The sequence below is a fragment of the Candidatus Viridilinea mediisalina genome (genome assembly GCF_002532535.1).
GTDB classification, from domain to species: Bacteria; Chloroflexota; Chloroflexia; order Chloroflexales; family Chloroflexaceae; genus Viridilinea; species Viridilinea mediisalina.
On sequence record NZ_NQWI01000086.1, the window covers coordinates 1 to 21,011 of the forward strand.

Below are 21,011 nucleotides of genomic sequence, written 5' to 3' on the forward strand. Positions count from 1 at the left end.
CGGCTGAGGTCTTTGGAAGCGATGGGAAGCCGACTAAAGTCGGCACTACGATGCATGTGAACCATGTACTACTCAGCATGACAGGCTGCTGAGACACGTAACAATTTCTGCTTCCCTAGCCGGCTGAAGCCGGCACTCCAACACCAGTTCATAGACTTCTCAGACAGCCTCAGAGACAACTCAGCACCAAGCTACACACAATAGGGCTCTTGCCCCTCAGCCACGGCCCGCACATGGGCGGGCATACACAGTGCCTCTTGGTAATAACGCAACGCCGCTTCAAGATCGCGCTGACCAAAGTCGGGCCAACTGGTATCGGTGACATAGAGCACCGCATTGGCACTCTGCCAGAGCAAAAAGTTACTCAGACGACACTCGCCCGACGTGCGAATGACTAGATCAAGGTCAGGCATGGGGGTTGAGAGCATGGCATTGACCAACTGCTCACTAATCTCCGCCGGGTCAATCCGCTCGGTCGCAATGCGCCGCGCCGCATGCACCAGTTCCTCACGGCCACTATAGTTAAAGACAATATTAAACGTATGCGGCCCATTGTACTGGGTCAGGGTTACCGCCTCATCAATAATCGCCAACTCCTTGGGGGTCAGGCCCGCACGGTTCCCACTATGGACAATCCGTACGTGCTGGGCGTGCAGCATACGCATTAAAGGCGGCCCCAACGTGCGTAGGAGGTGGCGCATATGCGCGACCTCTGCACTCGGTCGCCGCCAATTTTCCAACGACCAGAGATAGCCGGACACTATCGGGATACCCAGACGAAAACAGATCGGTAATACAGTGAGAATGTGTTGCAACCCCACCTGATGGCCAAACAGACGCGAACGTTGCTGCCGCTGGCCCCAACGTCCATTCCCATCCATGATCAGGCCGAGATGCTTGGGCAACTTGTTGTCCACAATGGCATCCCTCACAAAACAGTTGGCACAAGGTATATCATACGGCTTACGCTACATCTTTTCTATATGACTTTTGTATGGGTTAGGTGGCACTTGCAGTGCCCTACCTCGGAATTACGCAAGATTTGTAGATTTTTTTATTAAAAAATTTCGCTATGAAGTAAAAATCCATCACACCCAAAGCTCACTCCTACGCACTACAGAGTTGCTACAGACACAGGCTAGCTACGTTGATATACTGACATGCGGCAGGCGTGTGTATGATAGCAATATCCATCCCCTGGGGAAGGATACAGAAACGAGAAAATAGAAAATAGGTTTGTGGCATCAGGATGCGCTGAATGCCTCCAAACTGTAACGTGGCCTGAAACCATCCCCTAGCATGCAAGCTCCCCCATATCTTCTTGCGTTGCTGCTCACAGCGCTCCTCGCCTCACTACTGATTGTCGTATTGTGGCAGCGACGGCGTGCCCCCGGTGCCAAACCACTTGGCTTATTAATGGGTGCGGTGGTTTGGTGGACCCTCACCTACATGGTGAGTCTCGTCTTCACCAGCATTGAGGCGCAACTCTTCTGGGCCAACATGACCTACGTTGGGATTGTGTTGATTCCGGTCTGCTGGTTGGCCTTTGCGCTGAGTTACACTGGGATGCAGTACTATCTTCAGCCACGCATACTCGCCCTGCTGCTGATCATGCCGCTCATCACCATCATGATGGCCTGGAGCAACCCACTCCACGGTCTCTTTCGCAGCACAATCTACCAAGTGAGTAGCGGGGATGTACTCATCCTCGAGGCGCAGCTAGGGCCCTATTTCTGGCTGCATACGGCCTATTCCTACCTCCTCCTGCTAATTGGCAGCATCTTGTTGCTCCGCAACCTGCTGAGCCTCGCGCCCTACTATCGTGGGCAAGCGGGCGGCCTCTTGATTGGCACTGCAACCCCTTGGCTCGGCAATGCGATCTATCTGAGCGGCCTGAGCCCCTATCCGCATCTCGATCTGACCCCCTTTGCGTTGCTGATCAGCGGGGTGGCCCTCACATGGGACATCATCCGCTTTGATCTCTTTGGGCTGGTGCCGATTGCCTACAGCACCGTTTTCCAGAGCATGCAAGACTGTGTACTTGTACTGGATGAGCAAGGACAGATCGTTGACCTCAATCCAAGTGCGGCACTGCTCTTAGTCCATCCACCCAAGACCCTGATTGGCCAACCGTTCCACCAAGCCTTGCCAGAGGCGGCCAACGTCTTTGACCAATGCCAACAAGAGGACAGCAAGGATGCTGAGATCATCCTACACCATGAGGCCAGTGTACGTTCATTCGATCTCCAGATTTCTTCGATCCGCGATCGCAATGCAGACATAAAGGGGCACCTTCTCGTCTTACAAGAGAGTACCAAACGCAAGCAGGCTGCGGCAGAACTGCGTCGCCAGAACGAAGAGCTACATGCACTCGCTGCCGAGAATGCCCAACTCTACCAAGCGGTGCAGCAGGAACTAGCCGAGCGCAAACAGGCCGAAGCGGCCCTCATTCTGGCCAAAGAGTCCGCTGAGGTCGCCAACCGCGCCAAGAGCCGCTTCCTCGCCAACATGAGCCACGAGTTGCGTACGCCCCTGACGGCGATCATTGGCTATACCGATATGGTACTGCTTGAGGCTGAAGAGCAGGGCTACCCCGACATAGAGCCAGACCTCAAAGCCATCCGGGGGGCCGGGCAACACCTGTTACGCCTGATTAACGACATCCTCGACTTGACCCGCATTGAAGCCGAGAAGTTTCAGCTCCACCTTGAGCATTTTTCTTTGGCACAACTGCTTCACGAAGTTGCTGATACTATTATGCCCTTGGTTGTTAGGAATGGCAACACAATTAGTGTGGAGTATCCACCCGATTGTGGAACCATGTATGCCGACATGACCAGGGTGCGTCAGATTTTGCTCAACATTGTGGGCAACGCCACCAAATTCACCGAGAGGGGCCAGATCAGGCTACAATTGGTGCTCGATGGCACCAATGGTGAACTACCCAACGAAGTGAGCATCATCAGCTTCGTGATCAGCGACAGTGGCATCGGCATGCTGCCTGAGCAGCAGGCGAAACTCTTCCACGACTTTGTCCAAGTGGACGACTCCTCAACCCGCAAGTATGGCGGCAGTGGTCTGGGCCTAGCTATCAGCTACCGGCTCTGCAAACTCATGGGCGGCGATATCTTGGTAGAAAGTACCTTTGGCCAAGGCTCCACCTTCACCGTTGAGCTGCCGCGCCATAGGCAACTCAGCCCAGCCGAGAGCCACGCGGTGGGGCAGGATCGGCATTAGTGGTTTGGGAAATACTCTTGGGCGATAGTTGCCGCCACACCTTAATCAGTGTATGATGCGTGCGAATCATGACTAAGGAATATCTGAGAAGCTGTCTGAAAAGCTCGTGGGCACGCGCTAGAGTGCCGGCTTTAGCCGGCTGAAGCCGGCACTCCAACGCCAGTTCATAGACTTTTCAGACAGCTTCTTGAGGAGTCTCCGTGACAACTGAAACATACCCCGTCCCAACAACCAGTTGGAGCGGAGCGGCAGTCGAGGTGGCCCTTGATGCGGCGGGTTGGCGGGCGGCGTTGTTGGCACTGGATCGGCCCTGCCATGTTGTCCGGCGCGGCCCCCAGGTGGGCCTGACGACGGGGGGCCAGGTGCTGAGTGGCGGCTTGGGTGAGTATGAGCTGCTGGCGAGTGTGGCCCCGCTACGCCCGGAGAGCTTGGGCAGTGCGGCGTTCCGCGCAGCCCACGGGGTGGCCTATGCCTACCACGCGGGCGCAATGGCCAACGGTATCTCTTCGGCAGAACTGGTGATTGCCCTGGGGCAGGCCAAGCTGCTCGGCTCGTTTGGTGCGGGGGGCTTGCCGCCCCAGCAGATCGAGAGCGCGATCCACACGATTCAAGCCGCGCTGCCCAACGGCCCCTACGCCTTCAACCTGATCCACAGCCCCAACGAAGAAGCCCTCGAGCGCCGGGCGGTCGAACTCTTCCTCGAACGGGGCGTCCAGACCATCGAAGCCTCCGCCTTCCTCGCGCTCACCGGCCACGTTGTGCGCTACCGCGTCGCCGGTTTGCGCCGCACCCCCGACGGGCAGATTGAGGCGACCAACAAAGTCATTGCGAAGCTCTCGCGTGGCGAGGTGGCTGCCGCCTTCTTGGGGCCAGCCCCGGCGCGCATCCTGGGCGAACTACAAGCCGCCGGGCTGATTACGGCGGAACAAGCCGCCCTAGCCGCCCACGTCCCCATGGCCGACGACATCACCGTCGAGGCCGACTCGGGCGGCCACACCGACAACCGCCCACTCGTCTGCCTGCTGCCCGCCATCCAGAGCCAGCGCGACGAAGCGCGGGTGCAGCATGGCTACCCGCACCTGGTGCGCGTCGGCGCGGGCGGCGGCATCGGCACCCCCGCAGCAGCCCTCGCCACCTTCATGATGGGTGCCGACTACATCGTCACCGGCTCGGTGAACCAAGCCTGCCTCGAATCGGGCTCATCGCCCTGGGTACGGGCGCAACTCGCCGCCGCCGAGATGGCCGACGTCATGATGGCCCCTGCTGCCGATATGTTTGAAATGGGCGTCAAGCTCCAGGTGCTCAAGCGTGGCACCCTCTTCCCGGTACGGGCCCAGAAGCTCTACGAAATCTACCGCGCCTACGACTCGCTCGACGCTATCCCCGCCGCCGAGCGCAGCAAACTAGAGCGCCAAATCTTCCGCCGCCCGCTTGCCGAAGTCTGGGGCGACACCGAAGCCTTCTTCGCCGGACGCGACCCGGAGCAACTGCGGCAGGCTGAAGCCAACCCCAAGCGCAAAATGGCACTCGTCTTCCGCTGGTACCTCGGGCTCTCCTCGCGCTGGGCCAACAGCGGCGAGCCAGGGCGCGAAACCGACTACCAGATCTGGTGCGGCCCGGCCATGGGTGCGTTCAACAGTTGGGTCCGCGGCAGCCACCTCGAACAACCCGAAGAACGGCGCGTCGTCGAAGTCGCCCGTCAACTCATGGTTGGCGCAGCCTACCAATACCGCACCCAGCAACTCCAGATGCTCGGCATCGAACTCCCGGGGGAGTTGAAGTACTACAAGCCGCAGTAAGAGAAGCAGAAATTGTTACGTATCCCAGCAGCCTGTCATGCTGAATAGTCCATGGGCGGGCATCGTAGTGCCGACGTTAGTCGGCTGAGGTCTTTGCCATCGAGGGGAAGCCGACTAACGTCGGCACTACCTACGGCGCAAACAGGAACGTTCCTACGCACCTTCGCTCAAGGTGGACAAGCAACGGGGCAATCAACAACATCCGCTTCCCTAACGTTAGTCTACTCATGGGAAACCTTGAAGATAGCGTCTCAACGAGAGCAGTTAGGCTCAATTGTGCCAATCCACTATGCGCAAATCACGTATCCGGCTAAATTCCCGCGTATTGTGCGTAACCAACGTACCATCGCAATTCAGCGTAATTGCTGCAATAAGCGTGTCATACGGGCCAATGCGTTGGCCTTGGCGAGCCAGATCTGCATCAAGTTGCCCTGCTCTGATAGCTGCAGGGTGATCAAGGGCAAGAATAGCAAACTGCGCGAAGAAAAGCCTGCACTTTCTCACTATTTTCAGCAGTCTGCATGCTCATATACGCCCCACGGTAAAGTTCTGCAACCGTAACCGCAGTAATCACAACATCCTTTGGACTGAGTGAAGCCACCATGCATGCTGCTGGGCCTACTGGCTTGCGCAAACATGCGATGCAGGTATCTGTGTCAAGAACATATCTCATGGCAATGGCTCACGCTCTTCTGGCATACCCTGTGGTTGACGCACAAAGGAGGGGGCGTTAATCGAGCCAACCGTAGTGGTAAAGAAATCCGTTGGCCAGCCATGAGCAACCGCTCTCTGTTCCAATTCACGACGGTAACGCTTCTCTAGCAAAAACTCCACAAAATCACACACTTCACTTTGAAGATCGGGAGGGAGTGTGTGTAGTAGTTCCGTTAAATGAGGAGCAACTGGGTATTTATTTGATGGACTAGTATTGCTCATAGAAATATCCTTGCTTCACACCTTATCCCTCGTAATCGGCAGTTACCTATGCCCCATACCGCCCCTGCTGCGGGTGGAAAAATATGTCCGATTTACAACTTCCCTTATTCCAAGGCCCCCAGCAAACGTCGAAGCGTGGACTCGTCGGCGCGTTCGATCACGGCAATCAACGCCACCGCTTCATCATGGAGAGCCAGCAATGCGGACAGCGTGGTGCCATAGGCGGACGCGAGCGCAGCGAGTCGTTCGAGTGGGGGCTGCGCTCTCCCATTTTCGTAACGCACCAGTTGGGTATGGCCCGGCAGTCCCGCTCGGGCTGCCGCTTCGCGCACCGTTAACCCGGCGGCAAAACGGGCTGTGCGCAACCGACGCCCCAACCGTTGCGTTAAGGCTTCATTCTGCATCACCATCCTCCAACTCATGCTGCTCGACAAGAGGCAGTTCCTTGCCCGTCAGATCGCGGTAACGATCCTGGACGAACTGCACGATTTCGTCGTAGCGTTGCGCCGGTAGATCCGTGTAGGTACTCACCCCAAAGCGGGCATTGACCTCGGCCCAGGCGCGGCGAATGGCAATGCCCGGTACTACATCTGGGGTGCGTTCGGCCCGAGCCTGACCCCATGCTTGCACCATGCGGTAGATCGTCCCACGTTGCGTGGGGCTCAGCCGTACATGCACTTGATGCTCAAGCTCCTGCACCCGCTCGCGTAGCTGACTCAAGAGCGAACGGAGATCACGATAAGCTGAACGGGCACGCTCTTGACTCTGTTCAATCTCCGCTTGCCGACGCCCCAACTCAGCCAGTTGACTGAGCGCCTGATCAATTCGATCCAAGTCGCTGAGGTCTTCAATCGTACTACTCGGCGCATCGGGAAGCCCAGTCAATTGCGCGAAAGCTTGGCGCACCGCCGCAACGAGATAGGTCTGCACATAGCTGAAACGCTCACGGACATCTGCGTTCACGCGACGCTGCTGCACGCTCAGCAACCAGAGAGGCACATCGTCAAGCAACAGAAAATCGCGTGTTCGCATCTGTTTCTCGCCTACTGACACCCGAAATGGTGCCAGACGCAAGGTATCCGTGGCCTGAATGCGTCGGCGCTGCGAAGCTACATCCAAACCGAGTGTAGCACAGAGGTCGCGCAAATCGAGAAAGATCAGACCGTCACCGGAACGCACAGCCAAGACAACGCCATCAAAGAGCGGGATTGGCAGTTGCTCATGGGGCAACGGAGCAGGGGCAGAAGGCTCTCGGGACATCAGCTACTCCATAGTTCTTGGTGCGTTTCATGCACCGAGAATAGTCATATGACACTGCATGGTGCGTTTCACGCACCATGAGTATAGCATAATACCAATTACCCTTGAACATGCCGCATTATCAAGAACGCGAAAGCCCATTGGGACGCCATGTTCGGCAATCTGCAATCTGCAATCGTAAATGGTATAACTTGGGGTATGGCAACGCTTCGTGCAAAATCGCGCCATTTGCCCCATCTAGCTCGTCCTGACGGGCTATGCAGGCTAGACTAGTTGCACGACAAAACCCGCATAGGCGCGACGGTCGGGACATGCGATCAGGAGGCCCTTCTTGACAGCTTGAAAGGCCAGAATGGGCGAAGCCTGGTTGAGGATAATCAGGTCAACCTCTGGTTCTACTCAGCATCAAGCAGTTCACTGACATCCACCCGAAAACCAGGCATGAGTACTGACGTTGCCTGCTCGCCGCGCTGAAAGACGCCATGCTCGACATAGTGCTCACCGTCGAGTTGAAGCACCGTAATGGTTTGATCCAGCGGATTGACGATCCAATACTCAGGAATCTGGGCGAGCGCATAATCTGCGCGCTTCACCTTCGTGTCACGTTCGGGATCATCTTCGCTGACGATTTCAGCCACCAGATCTGCGCCAAGCCAATAGCGATTCTGGCGTCGCGGATCGTTCGCGTCGCGCAGCAAGAGGATATCTGGTTCACGGTAGCGCCCTGCGCAAACAAGCAGGCGCAAAGGGGCAAAACGCACCTTACCGCCAAGCGGTTCGCAGCAGAGCTTGAACGCAAGAAAGAGCCACGCAAGCAGCGCCTGATGCTGGTCGGTTGGCAGTGGCAAGACCTCAAGGTAGCCATCGGTATATTCGAGCAAACGGTTGGTCTGGTCGGTCACAAGCAGATACTGCGCCTCTGTCCAATGCCCCTGGATCGGATCAAGCTCAAGCAGAATCTCACCATCCTTTTCCCAACTCACGCGCAGGTTTTCACGCCGCATGTCGAGCGTCATTGGAAGCTTTCCTTCGCTTGTGCTACCTCATACCTCCATAGATATTATCATAATCTGCTGGTAGGTAATCTGTCAGCAGCGTTCCTTTTGCGCTATTGCCCATCTACTCTTGCGATCACCCTAGTTAACACTCAACCCTTTGGCTGAGTTTGAATTCATCCGGTGGTCCGGTTTGATCTGCTGCATTACTTAATAGAATGAAGAGGGCACGCGGGAACGAGGTTCCCACGCATCCTCCCAGCATCCAGCGGGATGTAGGGTGGCAGTTCAACTTCAACCAACATGTCAGGCTGAATGAAGGGCGCCATCAAGCATTGGGCGCTGGCTCTGTTTATTGGCAACGCCTTGCTCCTCATGATCGATCCAACCGCCATGATCGGAGGGCCTGCCCACGCAATCGGGCTGATTGCAGGGTATTTCCTCGGACAATGGCTGAAGCCACAGACGTTCATTCAGCGCGAGATAGCATAGGCGCGACCAATTCCAATCAGACACAACCCAAACAGCCCAAAGCGTTGTACTATAGAGCATGCGGAGCAAGAGTCAAGAAAGGACTCCCTCAGCAAAGCGAAAGACCTAGTAACTACGTAAGGAGTTGTCTGAAAAGCTAGTGGGCACACGCTGGAGTGCCGGCTTTAGCCGGCTGAAGCCGGCACTCCAACGCCAGTTCATAGACTTTTCAGACAGCCTCTAAGGAGTTGCACCTATGTCTCACCCCATCGTGTTTGTTCGCCTCGTGGTTGCACTGCTCGTCACGCTGACGATTGTCGGCTTGGTGCCTGCACAGCATAGCCAAGCCCAAAGCGCACAACGTTGTTTTGCCGAGACTGATCAGTGTATCAGTGGGCCAATCCGTCAGTATTGGGAGCGTAACGGCGGCCTTGCGGTCTTTGGCTTCCCGATTACCGCGCAGAGCGCCGAGAGCGTGGAGGGTCAGACACTGCAAGTGCAGTGGTTCGAGCGCGACCGCCTCGAGATCCAGACCAATGGTCAGGTGACCGCCGGGCGGCTCGGGGTTGAGCGGCTAGAGCAGCAGGGCACGCCCTGGCAGTTCGGCCCCGGCGAGGCTGCCGATGCGGGCTGTTTGGCCTTTGGCGAGACGGGCCACCGTGTGTGTGGAGCCTTTGCTGCCTATTGGCAGCGTAACGGCGGGCTGGAGCGCTTCGGCTTCCCGATCACAGGCGCGTATCAAACAGAGATCGAAGGCATGCGCCTGACCGTGCAATACTTCGAGCGCCGCCGCTTCGAGTTGCACGATGCCAACACGGTGCTACTGGGGTTGTTGGGGCGTGAGGTTCGCAGCGGCCCGACAAATCCCCCTCATGACCCGAGCCCTCCTAGCGCTCCTAGCCCTAACCCTGACGACGTACACCCCTTTGTCAGCGAAGTGGTAGTCTTAACCAATCAAGCACGCCAAGCCAACGGGTGCGCTGTGACGCTCACCATGAACCCATTGCTCAACCAAGCGGCCCAGAGCCATAGCGAAGACATGGCCCGGCGCAACTACTTCAGCCACTTCTCACCCGAAGGCACCAGCCTATCGGATCGGGTGACGATGACGGGCTACGCATGGCAAGCGGTTGCTGAAAACATCGGTGCAGGCTATCTCACGCCTACCCAAGTCGTTGCAGGCTGGATGAGTAGCCCCGGCCACCGTGCCAACATCCTCAATTGTAACTATACCGAGATTGGGGTTGGCTATGCCGAGGCCAACGACGATTCCGCTGCATTCGTAACCTATTGGACGCAAGTCTTTGCGCGGCCACGGTGAAACGCAGCAAATTAGGGGCAAAAACGTCATGCGAAAGGGGCAAGCCCTCACAGGTCTAGTAGACCTGTGAGGGCTTGCCCCTTTCCTACCTCTATGAAGAGAGCGAAGACCTCACGCTCACAATCTCCTCAATATGTTGCGGCTGGACAAGGTTTTGCTGGACGAGGAGTTGCCCCACCAGCACCGCTTGGCCCTGGGTGCGCAGCCAAGCTTGGAGTTGTAGCACGCCCGCGAGGTGGCGCGGTTTGATCAAATGACGGGCGACCAAGTGCTCACCGAGGCGCACAGGTTTGAAGGGGGTCGGATCAACCAAGCGATCCATGAGTTGGACTGCCAACATGGTCGCTAAGATCTGGGGGCTAATCAAGCCCCGCGCAACCATGATGTCACCAAGCAGCATACAGCGCTCTTCAGATGCCATCTGTTGTTGCAGGGTCAAGGCCTGCACGAGTTCATTAGGGCGGATGTAGCCGTGCCCCAGCAGGTAGCTGCCTAGTGGCATCTTCGCACGTTCTGCGGGCATAGCCCAAGCACGATGGCGCGGCGGCTCAACGCGCTTGGTTTCGGCCAACATATGGGCGACACTCGCAAATACATCTGCGGTCGGGCCAAAATTAGCCATCACGGGTGTGTAAGCTCCTAATGTGTTCATTTGCATTAGTGTAAACCTTTTGGCTGCTGCTGGAGACGGCGACGAATGGCTGCATTAAGATTGTCCATCGCCCCATGTTCACTGGGCATCTGCAATCCTACAATGCGTACAAGGCCATGCTTCAGCAACGTGGTCGCCATAGCCGCAATGTGCTCAAACGAGGTCGAGTGATCCGCCGCAAGTTCTTGGAGTGTCTTGGATTCTTGTCCTACCCGTACCAGCAGAACCCATTCCATGGCGCTCATGTGCAGCTTCTCGTTCATGCCCTCCCGTTGGGGCAATGGTTCCAACATAGTTGCTGGGGTGAGATTGCCTGCATAGGCAGCATACAGCTCCGCTACGTGCGTCTGCTCAATGCTCGCGAGGAGTTGCAGGGTTGGCGTGGTAATGCTGACCGGATAGAAGCAATCGGCATCCCCGGGCGTAAAACGAAAATGCCCTTCGTTCCAGTTAAGCAAATCGCGCAACGCCGCCTCACTCGTATGCAGCAAGCGCCGGTCGTTCAGGTTCAGGACAATCGCATGGACTACTTGGCCATGCAGCATCCAGATCACCCCCCGCTCAGAGGCCCCCCACAGCATGAGCTTGCCACTCCGCACGGTACGTTGAAACATTCGGATTGCGTCGATCAGTGGCATATCACTGAGTTTAGCTGCAAAGCTCATACCTTCCCCCCTTTGTGCTTGAACGTTCGAACTACTTCCCTGATAGTTCTCACCAATACTCTAGCAAGTATCGCGCCACGAGTCTATGATTATTTTATGACGGCTTTGGTGGGGAATGGGTCTTATTTCATTAAGAATGATTGCAAAAGTTAAAATGTTCGTATATGGGGGTGGGTCGTAGGCCCAAACGCACTATCGCGGTGGGCGGCCACGCGGAATCGTACCTGCGGCCACTTCGGCCTGGTAGCGGGCAAGGGCTGTACGAGTGCTGTACCAGCGCCCCGCCCGCTTGCTGCCAGCAAGGCGGCCTTTGCGGATCAGCAGGGCTAAATAGGCAGCACTATAGGGTGTGTCGCTGGCCAGCAGACTCAGAGGCACCCACTCGTCATCAGGCGCTGCGGAACATGCCTCAAGGTAGAGATCGAGGCCACTCTCGACCGCCCGGCCCATCAGGTTGAGCAGAGGATTGTAGCGCCCACGGTCGGCCTGAGCCAGCGCCTCTAGGTAGCCGAGCCGCCACTCTTGCAATAAGAGGGCGGGCGGGTAGCCCGCACGCAGCAGCAGCAGGTTGAGCAGCAGACGGGCGGTGCGGCCATTGCCGTCAAGAAAGGGGTGTACCGCCAGAAAACCGTGATGGGCCAGCACCAGCCTAGTGATCGGCTCATACTGCTGCCCTTCGCTTTCAAGCCAAACCAACCACTGCTCTATCAAGCCCGGCACCTCCCGCGCAGGCGGCGGGGTCAACTGCGAACCCCGAATGCTCACCGCACCACGGCGAAACTGGCCCGCCTCATCGAGCATGCGATCCATCACCAAGTGGTGCAGTTCGAGCATCTGTGCCACCGTCAGCGGCGTTGGTTCCTCCGCCAAACGGACAATCGCGGCATAGGCTGCGGCATGGTTTGTTGCCTCAAGGTGTTCCTTGAGCGAATGGCCGCCAATTGTGAGCCCGTGGGCTACCACTAGTTGCGTCTCGCGCAAGTTGAGCGTGTTGCCCTCAAGCGCATTGGAGTGGAAGGTTAAGCGTACCTGCAGATCTTCATGCAGTACCCGCAGCACCCCCGGCGGCAAAGGCCGCCGCGCATCAAGCGCAGCCCGCTTCTCGGCGATGCGCTGGGCTAAACGGGGATCCATGCGTGGTTGGTGCTTCATAGTGGGGGCAAAATAGTATCGGCTTGTGCTATTGTAGCACAAGCCGATACTATTTTTCATGAGGTTCGCCTGGCGGCGGGAGTTTGGGGCGTAGCCCCAGACCCCGTTTTTTGTTGCGTGTTGGCGGCGAAGCCGCCAACACGCAACAAAAAGCGTTTTTTTGGAGCAGGCTGCGCCGCTCCCAAACCCCCGCCGGGGGCTTCATGTCATACCAATTACCCTTGAACATGCCGCATTATCAAGAACGCGAAAACCCATTGGGACGCCATGTTCGGCAATCTGCAATCTGCAATCTACAATCGTAAATGGTATCATACGTTTGGGGCGCAGCCCCCACGCCTCAGGCCAGGCATGAGCAGCACCTTACCTGCGCCCATTTCGCGCCGATAGAGCTGGAGGGCTGACCATGCCTCTTCCAGGGGGAAGCATGCGCGCACGCTTGGATGCACCTCGGTGGCCAGTTTTTGGATTGCCATAAAGCCGCGCAGAGTCTGAAGGTAGCCGCGCCGTTGCATCCATTCGAGCATATAGAAACCTTCAACCCGCAGGCGCTCAAAGATCATGCGTTCGGGCGGAATGCTATAAGCCCCTTCCTCCAGCAGGCCATAGAGCAAGAGCCGTGAAGCTGAGGGCATAGCCAAGAGGAGCCGTTCCATCAAGTGCCCGCCAACCGCATCAAACGCAATGGTTGCCCCCAAGCGATGCGACAAGCTATGGAGAGTTTGGTCAAAATCGGGGCTACTACTGTTGAGCACATAGTCGGCCCCTTCAGCCCGTAGTTGATCCACATGTTCAGCGCGGCGCACCACACAGATCAGCGGCAAACCAGCGGCCCGGCTGAGGCGCACCACCCAGCGCCCCACCTCACTCGCGGCAGCCGTCTGCACAATAGCGCGATGCCGCCCCTGACGCGCCTCATCAACAAGGCCCCACGCCGTGATCGGATTGAGCAACAGCAAAGCAGCGTGGGCGGTCCCAATGCTTGGCAGCAGCGGCGCACAGCTCAACGCCTGCACCAGCGCATACTCGGCCCAGGCCCCACTCAGCGGATGATCGGCCCCAAAGGTCACCCGTTGACCCACGAGCATCCGTGCAAGCATACTCGTACCGGCGGCAACCACAACGCCACTACCGAAATAGCCAGGGATGGCAGGCAGCGGTTTATGCACCCCGTGGCGATCCTCAAGAAAGAGCAGATCCGAAGGATTGATCGGGCTCGCCACGACCCGGATCAGCACCTCAGCGGCGGCGGGCTGGGGCAGTGGTCGTTCAACCAGCACCAGCGATGCGCGGGCACCATCATAGGCCCGCACCTCAAGCGCCCGCATGGTTGCGGGCAATGGAATTGTGTTGGTAACCATGTGGCCCGCCTCCCGGCGGGGGTGTTGGGGCGCAGGCCCATACGGGTTGACGTGACCCTCAGGTTGGGCAAGCCCATCCTATAACATAGATTATAATGCCAATTACCGTTGAACATGCCGCCGGATCAATAAGGCTACAGCCCATTGAGACGCCATGTTCTACAATCTACAATCTGAAATGGTATAATACGCTACATCGTAGCACGATGAATGAAACAGAGGTAGCTATGGAGCTACGCCCGTTCCAACAGTACGACTTGGAGGCTGTGGCTGAAGGTTGCCGTAACGAGCAGGCCCATTACGACTCTGAGGGTGCATGGTGCTACGAACTCTTTTTGCGCGGCTTGGCACTTGGGAATAGCTTTGCCGCCACAGCAGTGCAACAGCAATTTGGGCGCTTAGTGATCTTCTGGATCAAGCGTCATGTGCGTGAGCTTGATGCAAGCATAGAAGATGAGTTGGCCCATCAAACCTGGGCTCAGTTCTGGCGCTACTGTAGCGGTCAACGCTTTGAACGTTTTCACTCGGTAGCCGCGCTCCTCGCTTTTCTACGCAAATGTGCCATCTCGATTGGGCTGAGCTATCAACGCAAACAGCAGCGTGAAGCCGTTGTGCAAGCGAAGTTCGCCGCTATGCAACGGGTACATGCTGAACTTCAACCTCCCGATCAGCTTGCTCTGAAGAGATTAATGCATGCCGAACAGCTCCAGCAGGTTCAAAAGTGGCTTGAGCAGCACGCCGATTCTAAAGAATATCAAATTTTCAAACTCTCCTTCTATGAAGGGCTACGACCAGCCGAGATAGTTGCTCACTATCATGAGCAATTCCCTGACATCGAAGAGGTACGTGCGCTCAAAGAGCGTCTCCTCAAGCGACTGCGCCGCGATCTTGGCTATTTGCGTGAACATGAGGAAGATTGATAGCGGTAGCATGCGCTAGGGAGTGTTGAATGAATAACGATGATACACCAATGTTCAGGTGTATCAATGGATAATACCGCTATGTCAGTTATGAACTGTCTTGATCCAACGCAAATGCCTGAGGGTGCTCTCCTTGCCTACCTTGAAGGTGAAGCGTCACCCCAGATAGCAGCACATCTTGCCCACTGCTCCGCGTGTCGTCAAGCGGCAGTTGCCCTGCGCGATACGCAGGTACACATAGAATTGCTCACCTTACGAGCCGCATGTCCTCCGGTTGAAGCATTATTAGGCTACCAAGAAGCCCTGCTCGCACCAGCCGAAGCAGCAGTGCTTGCAACACATCTGGATCATTGTGCCCATTGTCGGGCTGAACTTGCTGAACTTACGGCTGCTTCGCAGGAGCGCGAAACCCTCAGTTTGGCTGAACGCCTGATCATGATGGGGCGACAGTTGCGCGAAGCCATCCGCATGCCTGATCCCCCTCATGTTCCTGCACTGGCCGTAAGAGGTGCCCAGCCAACCCATCTTTTGCTCTACCACGCAGCGCCATTTCAGATTGTGATTGCAGCATCACCAATTACTGGCGGAACCTATTGGCAGATTCAAGGCACCCTAGCCTCTGGAGACGATCCTATCCCACAGCCCGCATTGGTCAGTATCTTCTCCGCTGGTCAAATGCAATCTGAAGATCAGATTGATGAGTTTGGCTACTTTCATTTTGATGCTCTGCTCAGTGGAATGTATCAATTGCATATCCAACTGCCAGCTTTATCTATCATCATTGCTGACATGACGATCTCATGAAACGTGAGGAGCTCGCCGATCTACTCGTGGCAGCCTGGGGGCAAGCAGGCTGGTCTGATCTGTTGGCCTTGGTGGCCGAGCAACTGACGCCGGAGCTTGTTCAGAGTCTAAAAATGCGCGTAGATGCGCTAAAGTTGCAGCATGCACGCCAGGCACTCGCGATCGCCCATGTCGCAGAGGCGGTCGCAGACACGATCAATAGCCCAGTAGCCCTCGCTACAGCAGCCCTTGCCCTTGGGAATGCTCAACACGCCCGTGGCCAGTATCAAGCGGCACTTGCTCATTTTTGCCATGCCGAGCGCCTCTTCTCGCAGCAGCACGACCTCGATGGGTTGGCGCGAGCGCTGATCAATCAGATCGGGCCACTTCAGGAGTTAGGAGCCTTTGTTGATGCGCTGGATGTTGCAACACGGGCTGAAGCGATCTGCACTGAGCTTGGTGCTGCGGCAACCCTCTATCGCGGTGTGCTTGAGCAGAATCGCTCGGCGCTCTACATCCATACCCACGACTATGCAGCCGCGCTCATCTCTGCGGAGCATGGTCAGTCCTATTTGCGTGATGTTGGTGCAGATGATCGCGCCGCGCACCTCGATCTGAATATTGCAATTGCCCTCGAAGGACTGAATCAGCTTGATGCTGCCGCCGCACGGATCAATCAGGGACAAGCCGCACTGGCTGCTGCTGGCCATCGTGAAGAACTGTCCCGCTTTGCCATGAGTCTGGGTGCCCTCGCTGCCCGACGTGGACGCTATGCTGAGGCGCTCCACTGGCTTGATCGCGCTGAACTTGGCTTTGCTGAAGCACACATTGAGCATGAAGTGGCGTTCATTCAACTCATTCGTGCCCAGGTCTACCAAAACCTAAATCTGCATACCGATGCGCTCTGCTTGGCTCACACGGCAGTTAAACCGCTCCAGCAGGCTAAGATGCGTGCCCAAGTTGCCTTAGCACTGCTAGTGCAAGCCCATAGCCTGCGTACAACCGCTACCCCGGATCGGGCGAGTCGTGCTGATGCGCTCCTTAAACGGGCGCGACGGATGCTTGCCACTGAAGGGGCCATTGCCAGCGGACGCCTGCTGGAGATTGATGTCGCCCGCCTAGAGTTGGGGGTTGCTCATGGTCGCATACCTCTAGCTCAACGCCACATCTCACGCCTGCGTAACCATCCACTGCTCAGTACCTACCCCGCACTTGCAGCACGGGTTGCGCTGCTCCAACTCCGCATCGAGCTCCAATGCGTCCAACCTAATGTTGCAGCCATAGACGCCCGCCTACGATCCATCCACGCAGAGGCTCTACGTGAAGCGCTGTATGAGGTTGAGATCGAGGTGCATGATCTCTTTAGTCAGACCGCGCTGCTGAGGCATGCACAGGAACAGGCATTAGATCACTGTTTGACCGCTTTGGCCATTATCGAACGCATTCGTGTGCAAATCATGCTTGATGAGCCGGCCATTGGTTTTGTGGAACGCTATCAAGCTATCTATGAACGAGCTATTGCCCTTGCCCAAACCCAGAGCAATCCTCAATTCACACTAGCGTTACTCAGTTTTGCTGCGACTGCACCATTGCCAAACAGCAGCCGGGCAACCAGATCGAGCCCAGAACTCACCGCGCTGCGCGAGCAGTGGCACCATCAGCAGGCTGGTCCGCTGACTGAACTCGCGGCACCTCAAAGCTCCACCCAAAGTAAGCGTTTGGCTGAATTGGAGGCGACCATTGCCGATCACTGGCGTCGCATGCAGTTACAGGCATATGGCTCTGCTACTGCAGATGAACAGCAGAGCAGCCCCCTGCTCAACCCTCACACCGCAGATGCGTGGGTCGCACAGCTCCAGGCCAGGCTCGATCCCGATACTGCCCTACTCCACTACTACACAGTGGATGGCCTGGCATATAGCATCCTGCTCACTGCTCATCAGCCAGCGACAAGCATCGCTTTGGGGTCAGCAGCACTGATTGAACGAGCATGCCAAGCTTGGCGGATGCACATTGATCTACGGGTCAAAGGATTACACTGCACGCTCGGCTTAAACCATGCCCACATGATTGGCAAGCGCCTCTACGATAGCCTCATTGCCCCTTTAGCCCACGGGCTTGAAGGCTCTACGCGCCTCATGGTCACCCTGCCAGCGACTTGGCACGACCTACCCTTTGCGGCGTTGTGGGATGGCAAACAGTACTTGGTTGAACGATTCACCCTGGCGTTCCTTACTGCGCCAGTCGCGTTCGGCTCAACCATTGCTCACCACAAGCAAGGAGGAACAGCGCTCACAATAGGCTACTCAGATGGAGGGCGTCTACCAGCAGCACTCCATGAAGCCCAACACATGGCGAACATCTTTGCAGCCCATTGGCCAACCACACTCCTGCTTGAAGCAGACGCAACAGAAGCTCAGTTCAGTGCTGCCACGGCCCAAAGTCAGATTATTCACCTGGCCACCCATGCGATCTTTCGACCAGAAAACCCCCTCTTCTCATGGTTACAACTCGCCGACGCACGGATTACCGTCGCAAACCTCTATCAACTTGCATTAGCCCACCAGCCACTCGTGCTGCTCAATGCCTGCGAGACAGGGCGCGGCGCACCACGGGGCGGCGGGCTCTTAGGCATGGCTCGTGGTCTGCTTGTTGCTGGCGCTTCTGGTTTAGTGGTAAGCCTGTGGCGCATTGCTGATGAGTGTGCAGCCATGCTCATGGCTGGTGTGGCTACAGAATTGTGTGCCTCAGCAGACAGACTAGATGCAGCCGCAGCCCTCGCAACAGCCCAACGTCGCATTATCGTGCATGAGCCCCATCCTTTTGCTTGGGCCGGTTGGATCGCAATTGTGGGATGAGTGCATCAGATTGCAGATTGTAGATTGTAGATTGTAGATTGTAGATTGTAGATTGCAGATTGTAGATTGCAGATTGTAGATTGCCACACATGGCGTCTCAATGGGCTTTCGTGTGCTTGATCATGCGGCATGTTCAAGGCTCATTGGTATTCTTCCGCATATCGGCACATCATGGCGGCATAGGCTGTTTTGGAGCGTTGTACGGTGTAGGATCGTAGCCGCACTCAGTAGTAAGAGGTCATTCTATGCTCCGTATCATTCGCAGTCTTACCACCGTTCTGCTTCTCTGCCTGTTCCTCGTCAATCTCACGGCCATGCCCGAACCTACTGTGGCCCAATCTGGCGAAGATTGTACCCTCGATGTCTTGCCACGGCCCGGCACAGGCACACTGCCACCCAGTACCATGTCCATTAGCGGCTATGTTATCCTCAACCGCCAGCCTATGATCGAAGCTTCCATCATTGCAACGGCTGAGAATGGTACGAGCATGGCGCTGAATCTGGTGCATAGCCCGTCCAGTTGTGCCCCTTTCTACGAGATTCCGCTGGGCCAAGCGCCACTCAGGCTTCAGGCAGGCCAAAGCGTGAGCTTCCAGGTTACGGTGAGTGGTTTTACGACGACGATTCAGCAGCGTATCCCTCAGGGAGGCGGGCGACTTGATCTGAGTTTTGAGACTACGGCGGGTTGTAATACAGAGGGTTCGCTCATAGCTCTTCATGAGCGCATGAACGATCTCTATTTTGAAGCGAATGTGGGCCAAGCTGATACGACCGCATCCTTTCTCAGCCGTACAGCGGATGTGGTCAAGGTCAACCCCAGCGGTAGTTCACGGGTCTATAGCACCTTCATTGGAGGCGAGCATGATGATTTTGCTTGGGACATCACTGTAGGAAGCGATGGAACCGCCTATGTAGTCGGGACTTCCGAGTCACATGATTTCCCAGTGAGTGCTGATGCCGCCGATACCATTTGTGGCGCCCCAGGGGCACCGTGTCGAACCGCAGTCCGCGATGCAACCCTCGTAGCACTGCAACCCGATGGCACTGGGTTGCGTTATGGGACCTTCCTCGGCGGCGAAGGGGATGAATGGGGCCATTCAATCGCCTTAGATGCCGCAGGGAGTGTCTATATCGCCGGGCTAACCGCTTCGCAACACATGCCAGGAACCGGGCCAACCGTGGCCTATCCCCACAAACACCGTGGCGATGATGCCTTCGTGGCACGCTTTGATCTGCTTGGTCGGACTGCGAGAGCAAGTCAGGTTCCTGACGCCGACGATGCTTGGACATTGCTCTTCTACCTCGCAGGCGATAATGATCTCTCTGACCACTTCCGCGAACAACACCGCCGTCTTGAAGCAGTTGCTGGGCAACCCGGTGTCAATATTCTTGTCCTGCGTGATGGCGCAGCCCAAGGCGACTCAATGCGCTACTACGTCCGTCCTGATGGCAACACCATCGAGTGGCCCATGGGTGAACTGAACATGGCCAATCCCGATACACTCCGCGATTTTGTCAGTTGGGCCATGGAGAACTACCCAGCCCGCCACTACTACCTCAACATTGCCGATCACGGACGTGGTACTACTGGTATCGCTTGGGATGAGGAGAATAATCTCGACGAGATGCTCACAGTGAGCGAATTGCGCCAAGCGCTGATGCAGGCAACGAAGGATGGCACACAACCCATTGATGTCCTCCACCTCGATGCATGTCTGATGAGCATGTTTGAAGTGGCAGCAGACGCTAGCGGCTATGCCGATTACATGGTAGCCTCACAAAACCTCGCATGGTCGCTCTTTGCCTTTGATCGCTATGCCGATGCCGTGCGCGCAACCACCACCCCGCTGCAACTTGCCCAGCGTGTGACCGAAGAGTACAGTGTTGGCTTACGCGCCGCTGGGGTGTATCCATATACCATTGCAGCGATTGATCTACGCCGCATCGGTGCGGTTAGCCAAGCCCTTGATGAACTGGTCACGGCCTTGTTGCAACACGAGAGCCGCGCAACGGTGCGTGCTGCTCGATCCGCGACCCAAGTTTTCGACTCGCGCAACTTCTATCAACTTGATCCGACCGATGAGTATGTGGATCTTGCCGATTTTGCACGCCAACTCATAGCCCGAACGACCCATGCCGACGTCAGGAACGCTGCGGAAGCGCTTGTGACAAGTATTACCGCAGCGGTTGTGCCTGAAACGAATCGTTTTCGGTCAGATCGCATTAGTACCGCCATAGGCCCACAATTCTGGGATTTGGATCGTAGCAACGGCATAGCTATCTACTTTCCCCCCGACCGCGACAGTGCCGAATTGAACCTCTACATCAGCCACGGTCTCTTCTGGTATACCCAGTATGGTAGCTGGGACGACTACCTGCGCCACTATTTCGAGCTTGGCACCCTTACGACCCTGCCTCGTATCCAACCAACACCCGCAGGCCGCCCTCCTGTTGGCTTGCTCCGCTATGAGGTCTACTTGCCACTTGTACGGCGCTAATACCATGTGCGATGGTAGATTGTATAGTCTTTCAGATAATGTTTCTGGAACCTCTAGGATCGTGGGAGGGGTTTTCGGGGAGGGCTTCGCCCTCCCCGAACCC

General features: G+C 56.6%; 18 protein-coding genes. 8 read left to right on the plus strand and 10 right to left on the minus strand.

From position 1 onward, the window contains the following. Positions 1–191: 191 nt before the first annotated feature. Entirely contained in the window at positions 192–917 is a 726-nt protein-coding gene (uppS, locus tag CJ255_RS15540) for a polyprenyl diphosphate synthase (RefSeq protein ID WP_097645012.1), read from the minus strand. A gap of 382 nt (positions 918–1,299) precedes the next feature. On the opposite strand from uppS, the gene CJ255_RS15545 reads away from it, so the two are divergent. Together CJ255_RS15545 and CJ255_RS15550 are read left to right on the plus strand one after the other, a co-directional pair. Beyond that, positions 1,300–3,237: a histidine kinase N-terminal 7TM domain-containing protein gene (locus CJ255_RS15545; RefSeq protein ID WP_097645013.1), complete on the plus strand. Its 1,938-nt coding sequence runs from the start codon at positions 1,300–1,302 to the stop codon at positions 3,235–3,237. A gap of 200 nt (positions 3,238–3,437) precedes the next feature. Beyond that, the gene (locus CJ255_RS15550) at positions 3,438–5,036 is read left to right on the plus strand and encodes a PfaD family polyunsaturated fatty acid/polyketide biosynthesis protein (RefSeq protein WP_097645014.1); all 1,599 of its coding nucleotides are present in this window, start codon (positions 3,438–3,440) and stop codon (positions 5,034–5,036) included. Between the two features lie 669 nt (positions 5,037–5,705). On the opposite strand, the gene CJ255_RS15555 is transcribed toward CJ255_RS15550, so the two are convergent. The 4 genes from CJ255_RS15555 to CJ255_RS15570 form a co-directional block, all read right to left on the minus strand. Beyond that, a complete protein-coding gene (locus CJ255_RS15555) occupies positions 5,706–5,972 on the minus strand; it encodes a DUF2281 domain-containing protein (RefSeq protein WP_097645015.1) in 267 nt (88 codons plus the stop codon). A 104-nt stretch (positions 5,973–6,076) separates the two neighbouring features. After that, complete coding sequence (locus CJ255_RS15560) at positions 6,077–6,376, minus strand: helix-turn-helix domain-containing protein (protein ID WP_217352456.1); 300 nt, start codon at positions 6,374–6,376, stop codon at positions 6,077–6,079. Next, entirely contained in the window at positions 6,366–7,232 is an 867-nt protein-coding gene (locus CJ255_RS15565; RefSeq protein WP_097645017.1) for a phage antirepressor N-terminal domain-containing protein, read from the minus strand. Before CJ255_RS15565 ends, CJ255_RS15560 begins: the two co-directional genes overlap by 11 nt. Before the next feature lie 395 nt (positions 7,233–7,627). Then, the gene (locus CJ255_RS15570) at positions 7,628–8,248 is read right to left on the minus strand and encodes a Uma2 family endonuclease (RefSeq protein WP_097645018.1); all 621 of its coding nucleotides are present in this window, start codon (positions 8,246–8,248) and stop codon (positions 7,628–7,630) included. 294 nt (positions 8,249–8,542) lie between these two features. Here CJ255_RS15570 and CJ255_RS24145 point away from each other — a divergent pair, with 294 nt between their 5' ends. Beyond that, on the plus strand, positions 8,543–8,719 hold the full coding sequence (locus CJ255_RS24145) for a hypothetical protein (protein WP_217352457.1): 177 nt from the start codon (positions 8,543–8,545) through the stop codon (positions 8,717–8,719). A gap of 235 nt (positions 8,720–8,954) precedes the next feature. Further along, positions 8,955–10,019 carry a CAP domain-containing protein gene (locus CJ255_RS24150; RefSeq protein WP_217352458.1) on the plus strand — a complete coding sequence of 355 codons (1,065 nt, stop codon included), beginning with the start codon at positions 8,955–8,957 and terminating at the stop codon, positions 10,017–10,019. Positions 10,020–10,110: 91 nt separating this feature from the next. Here CJ255_RS24150 and CJ255_RS15580 read toward each other — a convergent pair whose 3' ends face one another. The 4 genes from CJ255_RS15580 to CJ255_RS15595 all read right to left on the minus strand — a co-directional run bounded on the left by CJ255_RS15580 (position 10,111) and on the right by CJ255_RS15595 (position 13,849). Next, positions 10,111–10,641, minus strand: a complete 531-nt coding sequence (locus CJ255_RS15580; protein ID WP_097645019.1) for a hypothetical protein — start codon at positions 10,639–10,641, stop codon at positions 10,111–10,113. Between the two features lie 35 nt (positions 10,642–10,676). Next, the gene (locus CJ255_RS15585; protein WP_097645020.1) at positions 10,677–11,336 is read right to left on the minus strand and encodes a DUF4388 domain-containing protein; all 660 of its coding nucleotides are present in this window, start codon (positions 11,334–11,336) and stop codon (positions 10,677–10,679) included. 192 nt (positions 11,337–11,528) lie between these two features. After that, a complete protein-coding gene (locus CJ255_RS15590) occupies positions 11,529–12,470 on the minus strand; it encodes a Fic family protein (RefSeq protein WP_217352459.1) in 942 nt (313 codons plus the stop codon). Positions 12,471–12,799: 329 nt separating this feature from the next. After that, a complete protein-coding gene (locus tag CJ255_RS15595) occupies positions 12,800–13,849 on the minus strand; it encodes a zinc-binding dehydrogenase (RefSeq protein WP_097645022.1) in 1,050 nt (349 codons plus the stop codon). Between the two features lie 95 nt (positions 13,850–13,944). On the opposite strand from CJ255_RS15595, the gene CJ255_RS15600 reads away from it, so the two are divergent. The 3 genes from CJ255_RS15600 (at position 13,945) to CJ255_RS15610 (ending at position 18,410) form a co-directional block, all read left to right on the plus strand. Next, the gene (locus tag CJ255_RS15600) at positions 13,945–14,769 is read left to right on the plus strand and encodes an RNA polymerase sigma factor (RefSeq protein ID WP_124681966.1); all 825 of its coding nucleotides are present in this window, start codon (positions 13,945–13,947) and stop codon (positions 14,767–14,769) included. 81 nt (positions 14,770–14,850) lie between these two features. Continuing rightward, positions 14,851–15,573 carry an anti-sigma factor gene (locus CJ255_RS15605; RefSeq protein WP_124681967.1) on the plus strand — a complete coding sequence of 241 codons (723 nt, stop codon included), beginning with the start codon at positions 14,851–14,853 and terminating at the stop codon, positions 15,571–15,573. Then, entirely contained in the window at positions 15,570–18,410 is a 2,841-nt protein-coding gene (locus CJ255_RS15610) for a CHAT domain-containing protein (RefSeq protein WP_097645025.1), read from the plus strand. The genes CJ255_RS15605 and CJ255_RS15610 overlap by 4 nt, the downstream gene beginning before the upstream one ends. A 5-nt stretch (positions 18,411–18,415) precedes the next feature. Here the strand turns inward: CJ255_RS15610 and CJ255_RS24695 are convergent, their stop codons facing one another. Beyond that, positions 18,416–18,541 (minus strand): hypothetical protein, encoded by a 126-nt coding sequence (locus tag CJ255_RS24695; protein WP_281257214.1) that lies wholly within the window; start codon positions 18,539–18,541, stop codon positions 18,416–18,418. A 114-nt stretch (positions 18,542–18,655) separates the two neighbouring features. On the opposite strand from CJ255_RS24695, the gene CJ255_RS15615 reads away from it, so the two are divergent. Beyond that, positions 18,656–20,908 (plus strand): clostripain-related cysteine peptidase, encoded by a 2,253-nt coding sequence (locus tag CJ255_RS15615; protein WP_097645026.1) that lies wholly within the window; start codon positions 18,656–18,658, stop codon positions 20,906–20,908. The last annotated feature ends 103 nt before the right edge of the window (positions 20,909–21,011 follow it).

What these genes read in the sequence shown, in the direction of transcription:
- CJ255_RS15545 (WP_097645013.1), top strand. Translation starts at nt 1,300, where the DNA reads ATGCAAGCTCCCCCATATCTTCTTGCGTTGCTGCTCACAGCGCTCCTC.
- CJ255_RS15555 (WP_097645015.1), bottom strand. Translation starts at nt 5,972, where the DNA reads ATGAGCAATACTAGTCCATCAAATAAATACCCAGTTGCTCCTCATTTA.
- CJ255_RS15560 (WP_217352456.1), bottom strand. Translation starts at nt 6,376, where the DNA reads ATGCAGAATGAAGCCTTAACGCAACGGTTGGGGCGTCGGTTGCGCACA.
- CJ255_RS15565 (WP_097645017.1), bottom strand. Translation starts at nt 7,232, where the DNA reads ATGTCCCGAGAGCCTTCTGCCCCTGCTCCGTTGCCCCATGAGCAACTG.
- CJ255_RS15570 (WP_097645018.1), bottom strand. Translation starts at nt 8,248, where the DNA reads ATGACGCTCGACATGCGGCGTGAAAACCTGCGCGTGAGTTGGGAAAAG.
- CJ255_RS24145 (WP_217352457.1), top strand. Translation starts at nt 8,543, where the DNA reads ATGAAGGGCGCCATCAAGCATTGGGCGCTGGCTCTGTTTATTGGCAAC.
- CJ255_RS24150 (WP_217352458.1), top strand. Translation starts at nt 8,955, where the DNA reads ATGTCTCACCCCATCGTGTTTGTTCGCCTCGTGGTTGCACTGCTCGTC.
- CJ255_RS15580 (WP_097645019.1), bottom strand. Translation starts at nt 10,641, where the DNA reads ATGGCTAATTTTGGCCCGACCGCAGATGTATTTGCGAGTGTCGCCCAT.
- CJ255_RS15585 (WP_097645020.1), bottom strand. Translation starts at nt 11,336, where the DNA reads ATGAGCTTTGCAGCTAAACTCAGTGATATGCCACTGATCGACGCAATC.
- CJ255_RS15590 (WP_217352459.1), bottom strand. Translation starts at nt 12,470, where the DNA reads ATGGATCCCCGTTTAGCCCAGCGCATCGCCGAGAAGCGGGCTGCGCTT.
- CJ255_RS15595 (WP_097645022.1), bottom strand. Translation starts at nt 13,849, where the DNA reads ATGGTTACCAACACAATTCCATTGCCCGCAACCATGCGGGCGCTTGAG.
- CJ255_RS15600 (WP_124681966.1), top strand. Translation starts at nt 13,945, where the DNA reads ATGCCAATTACCGTTGAACATGCCGCCGGATCAATAAGGCTACAGCCC.
- CJ255_RS15605 (WP_124681967.1), top strand. Translation starts at nt 14,851, where the DNA reads ATGTCAGTTATGAACTGTCTTGATCCAACGCAAATGCCTGAGGGTGCT.
- CJ255_RS15610 (WP_097645025.1), top strand. Translation starts at nt 15,570, where the DNA reads ATGAAACGTGAGGAGCTCGCCGATCTACTCGTGGCAGCCTGGGGGCAA.
- CJ255_RS24695 (WP_281257214.1), bottom strand. Translation starts at nt 18,541, where the DNA reads ATGCCGCATGATCAAGCACACGAAAGCCCATTGAGACGCCATGTGTGG.
- CJ255_RS15615 (WP_097645026.1), top strand. Translation starts at nt 18,656, where the DNA reads ATGCTCCGTATCATTCGCAGTCTTACCACCGTTCTGCTTCTCTGCCTG.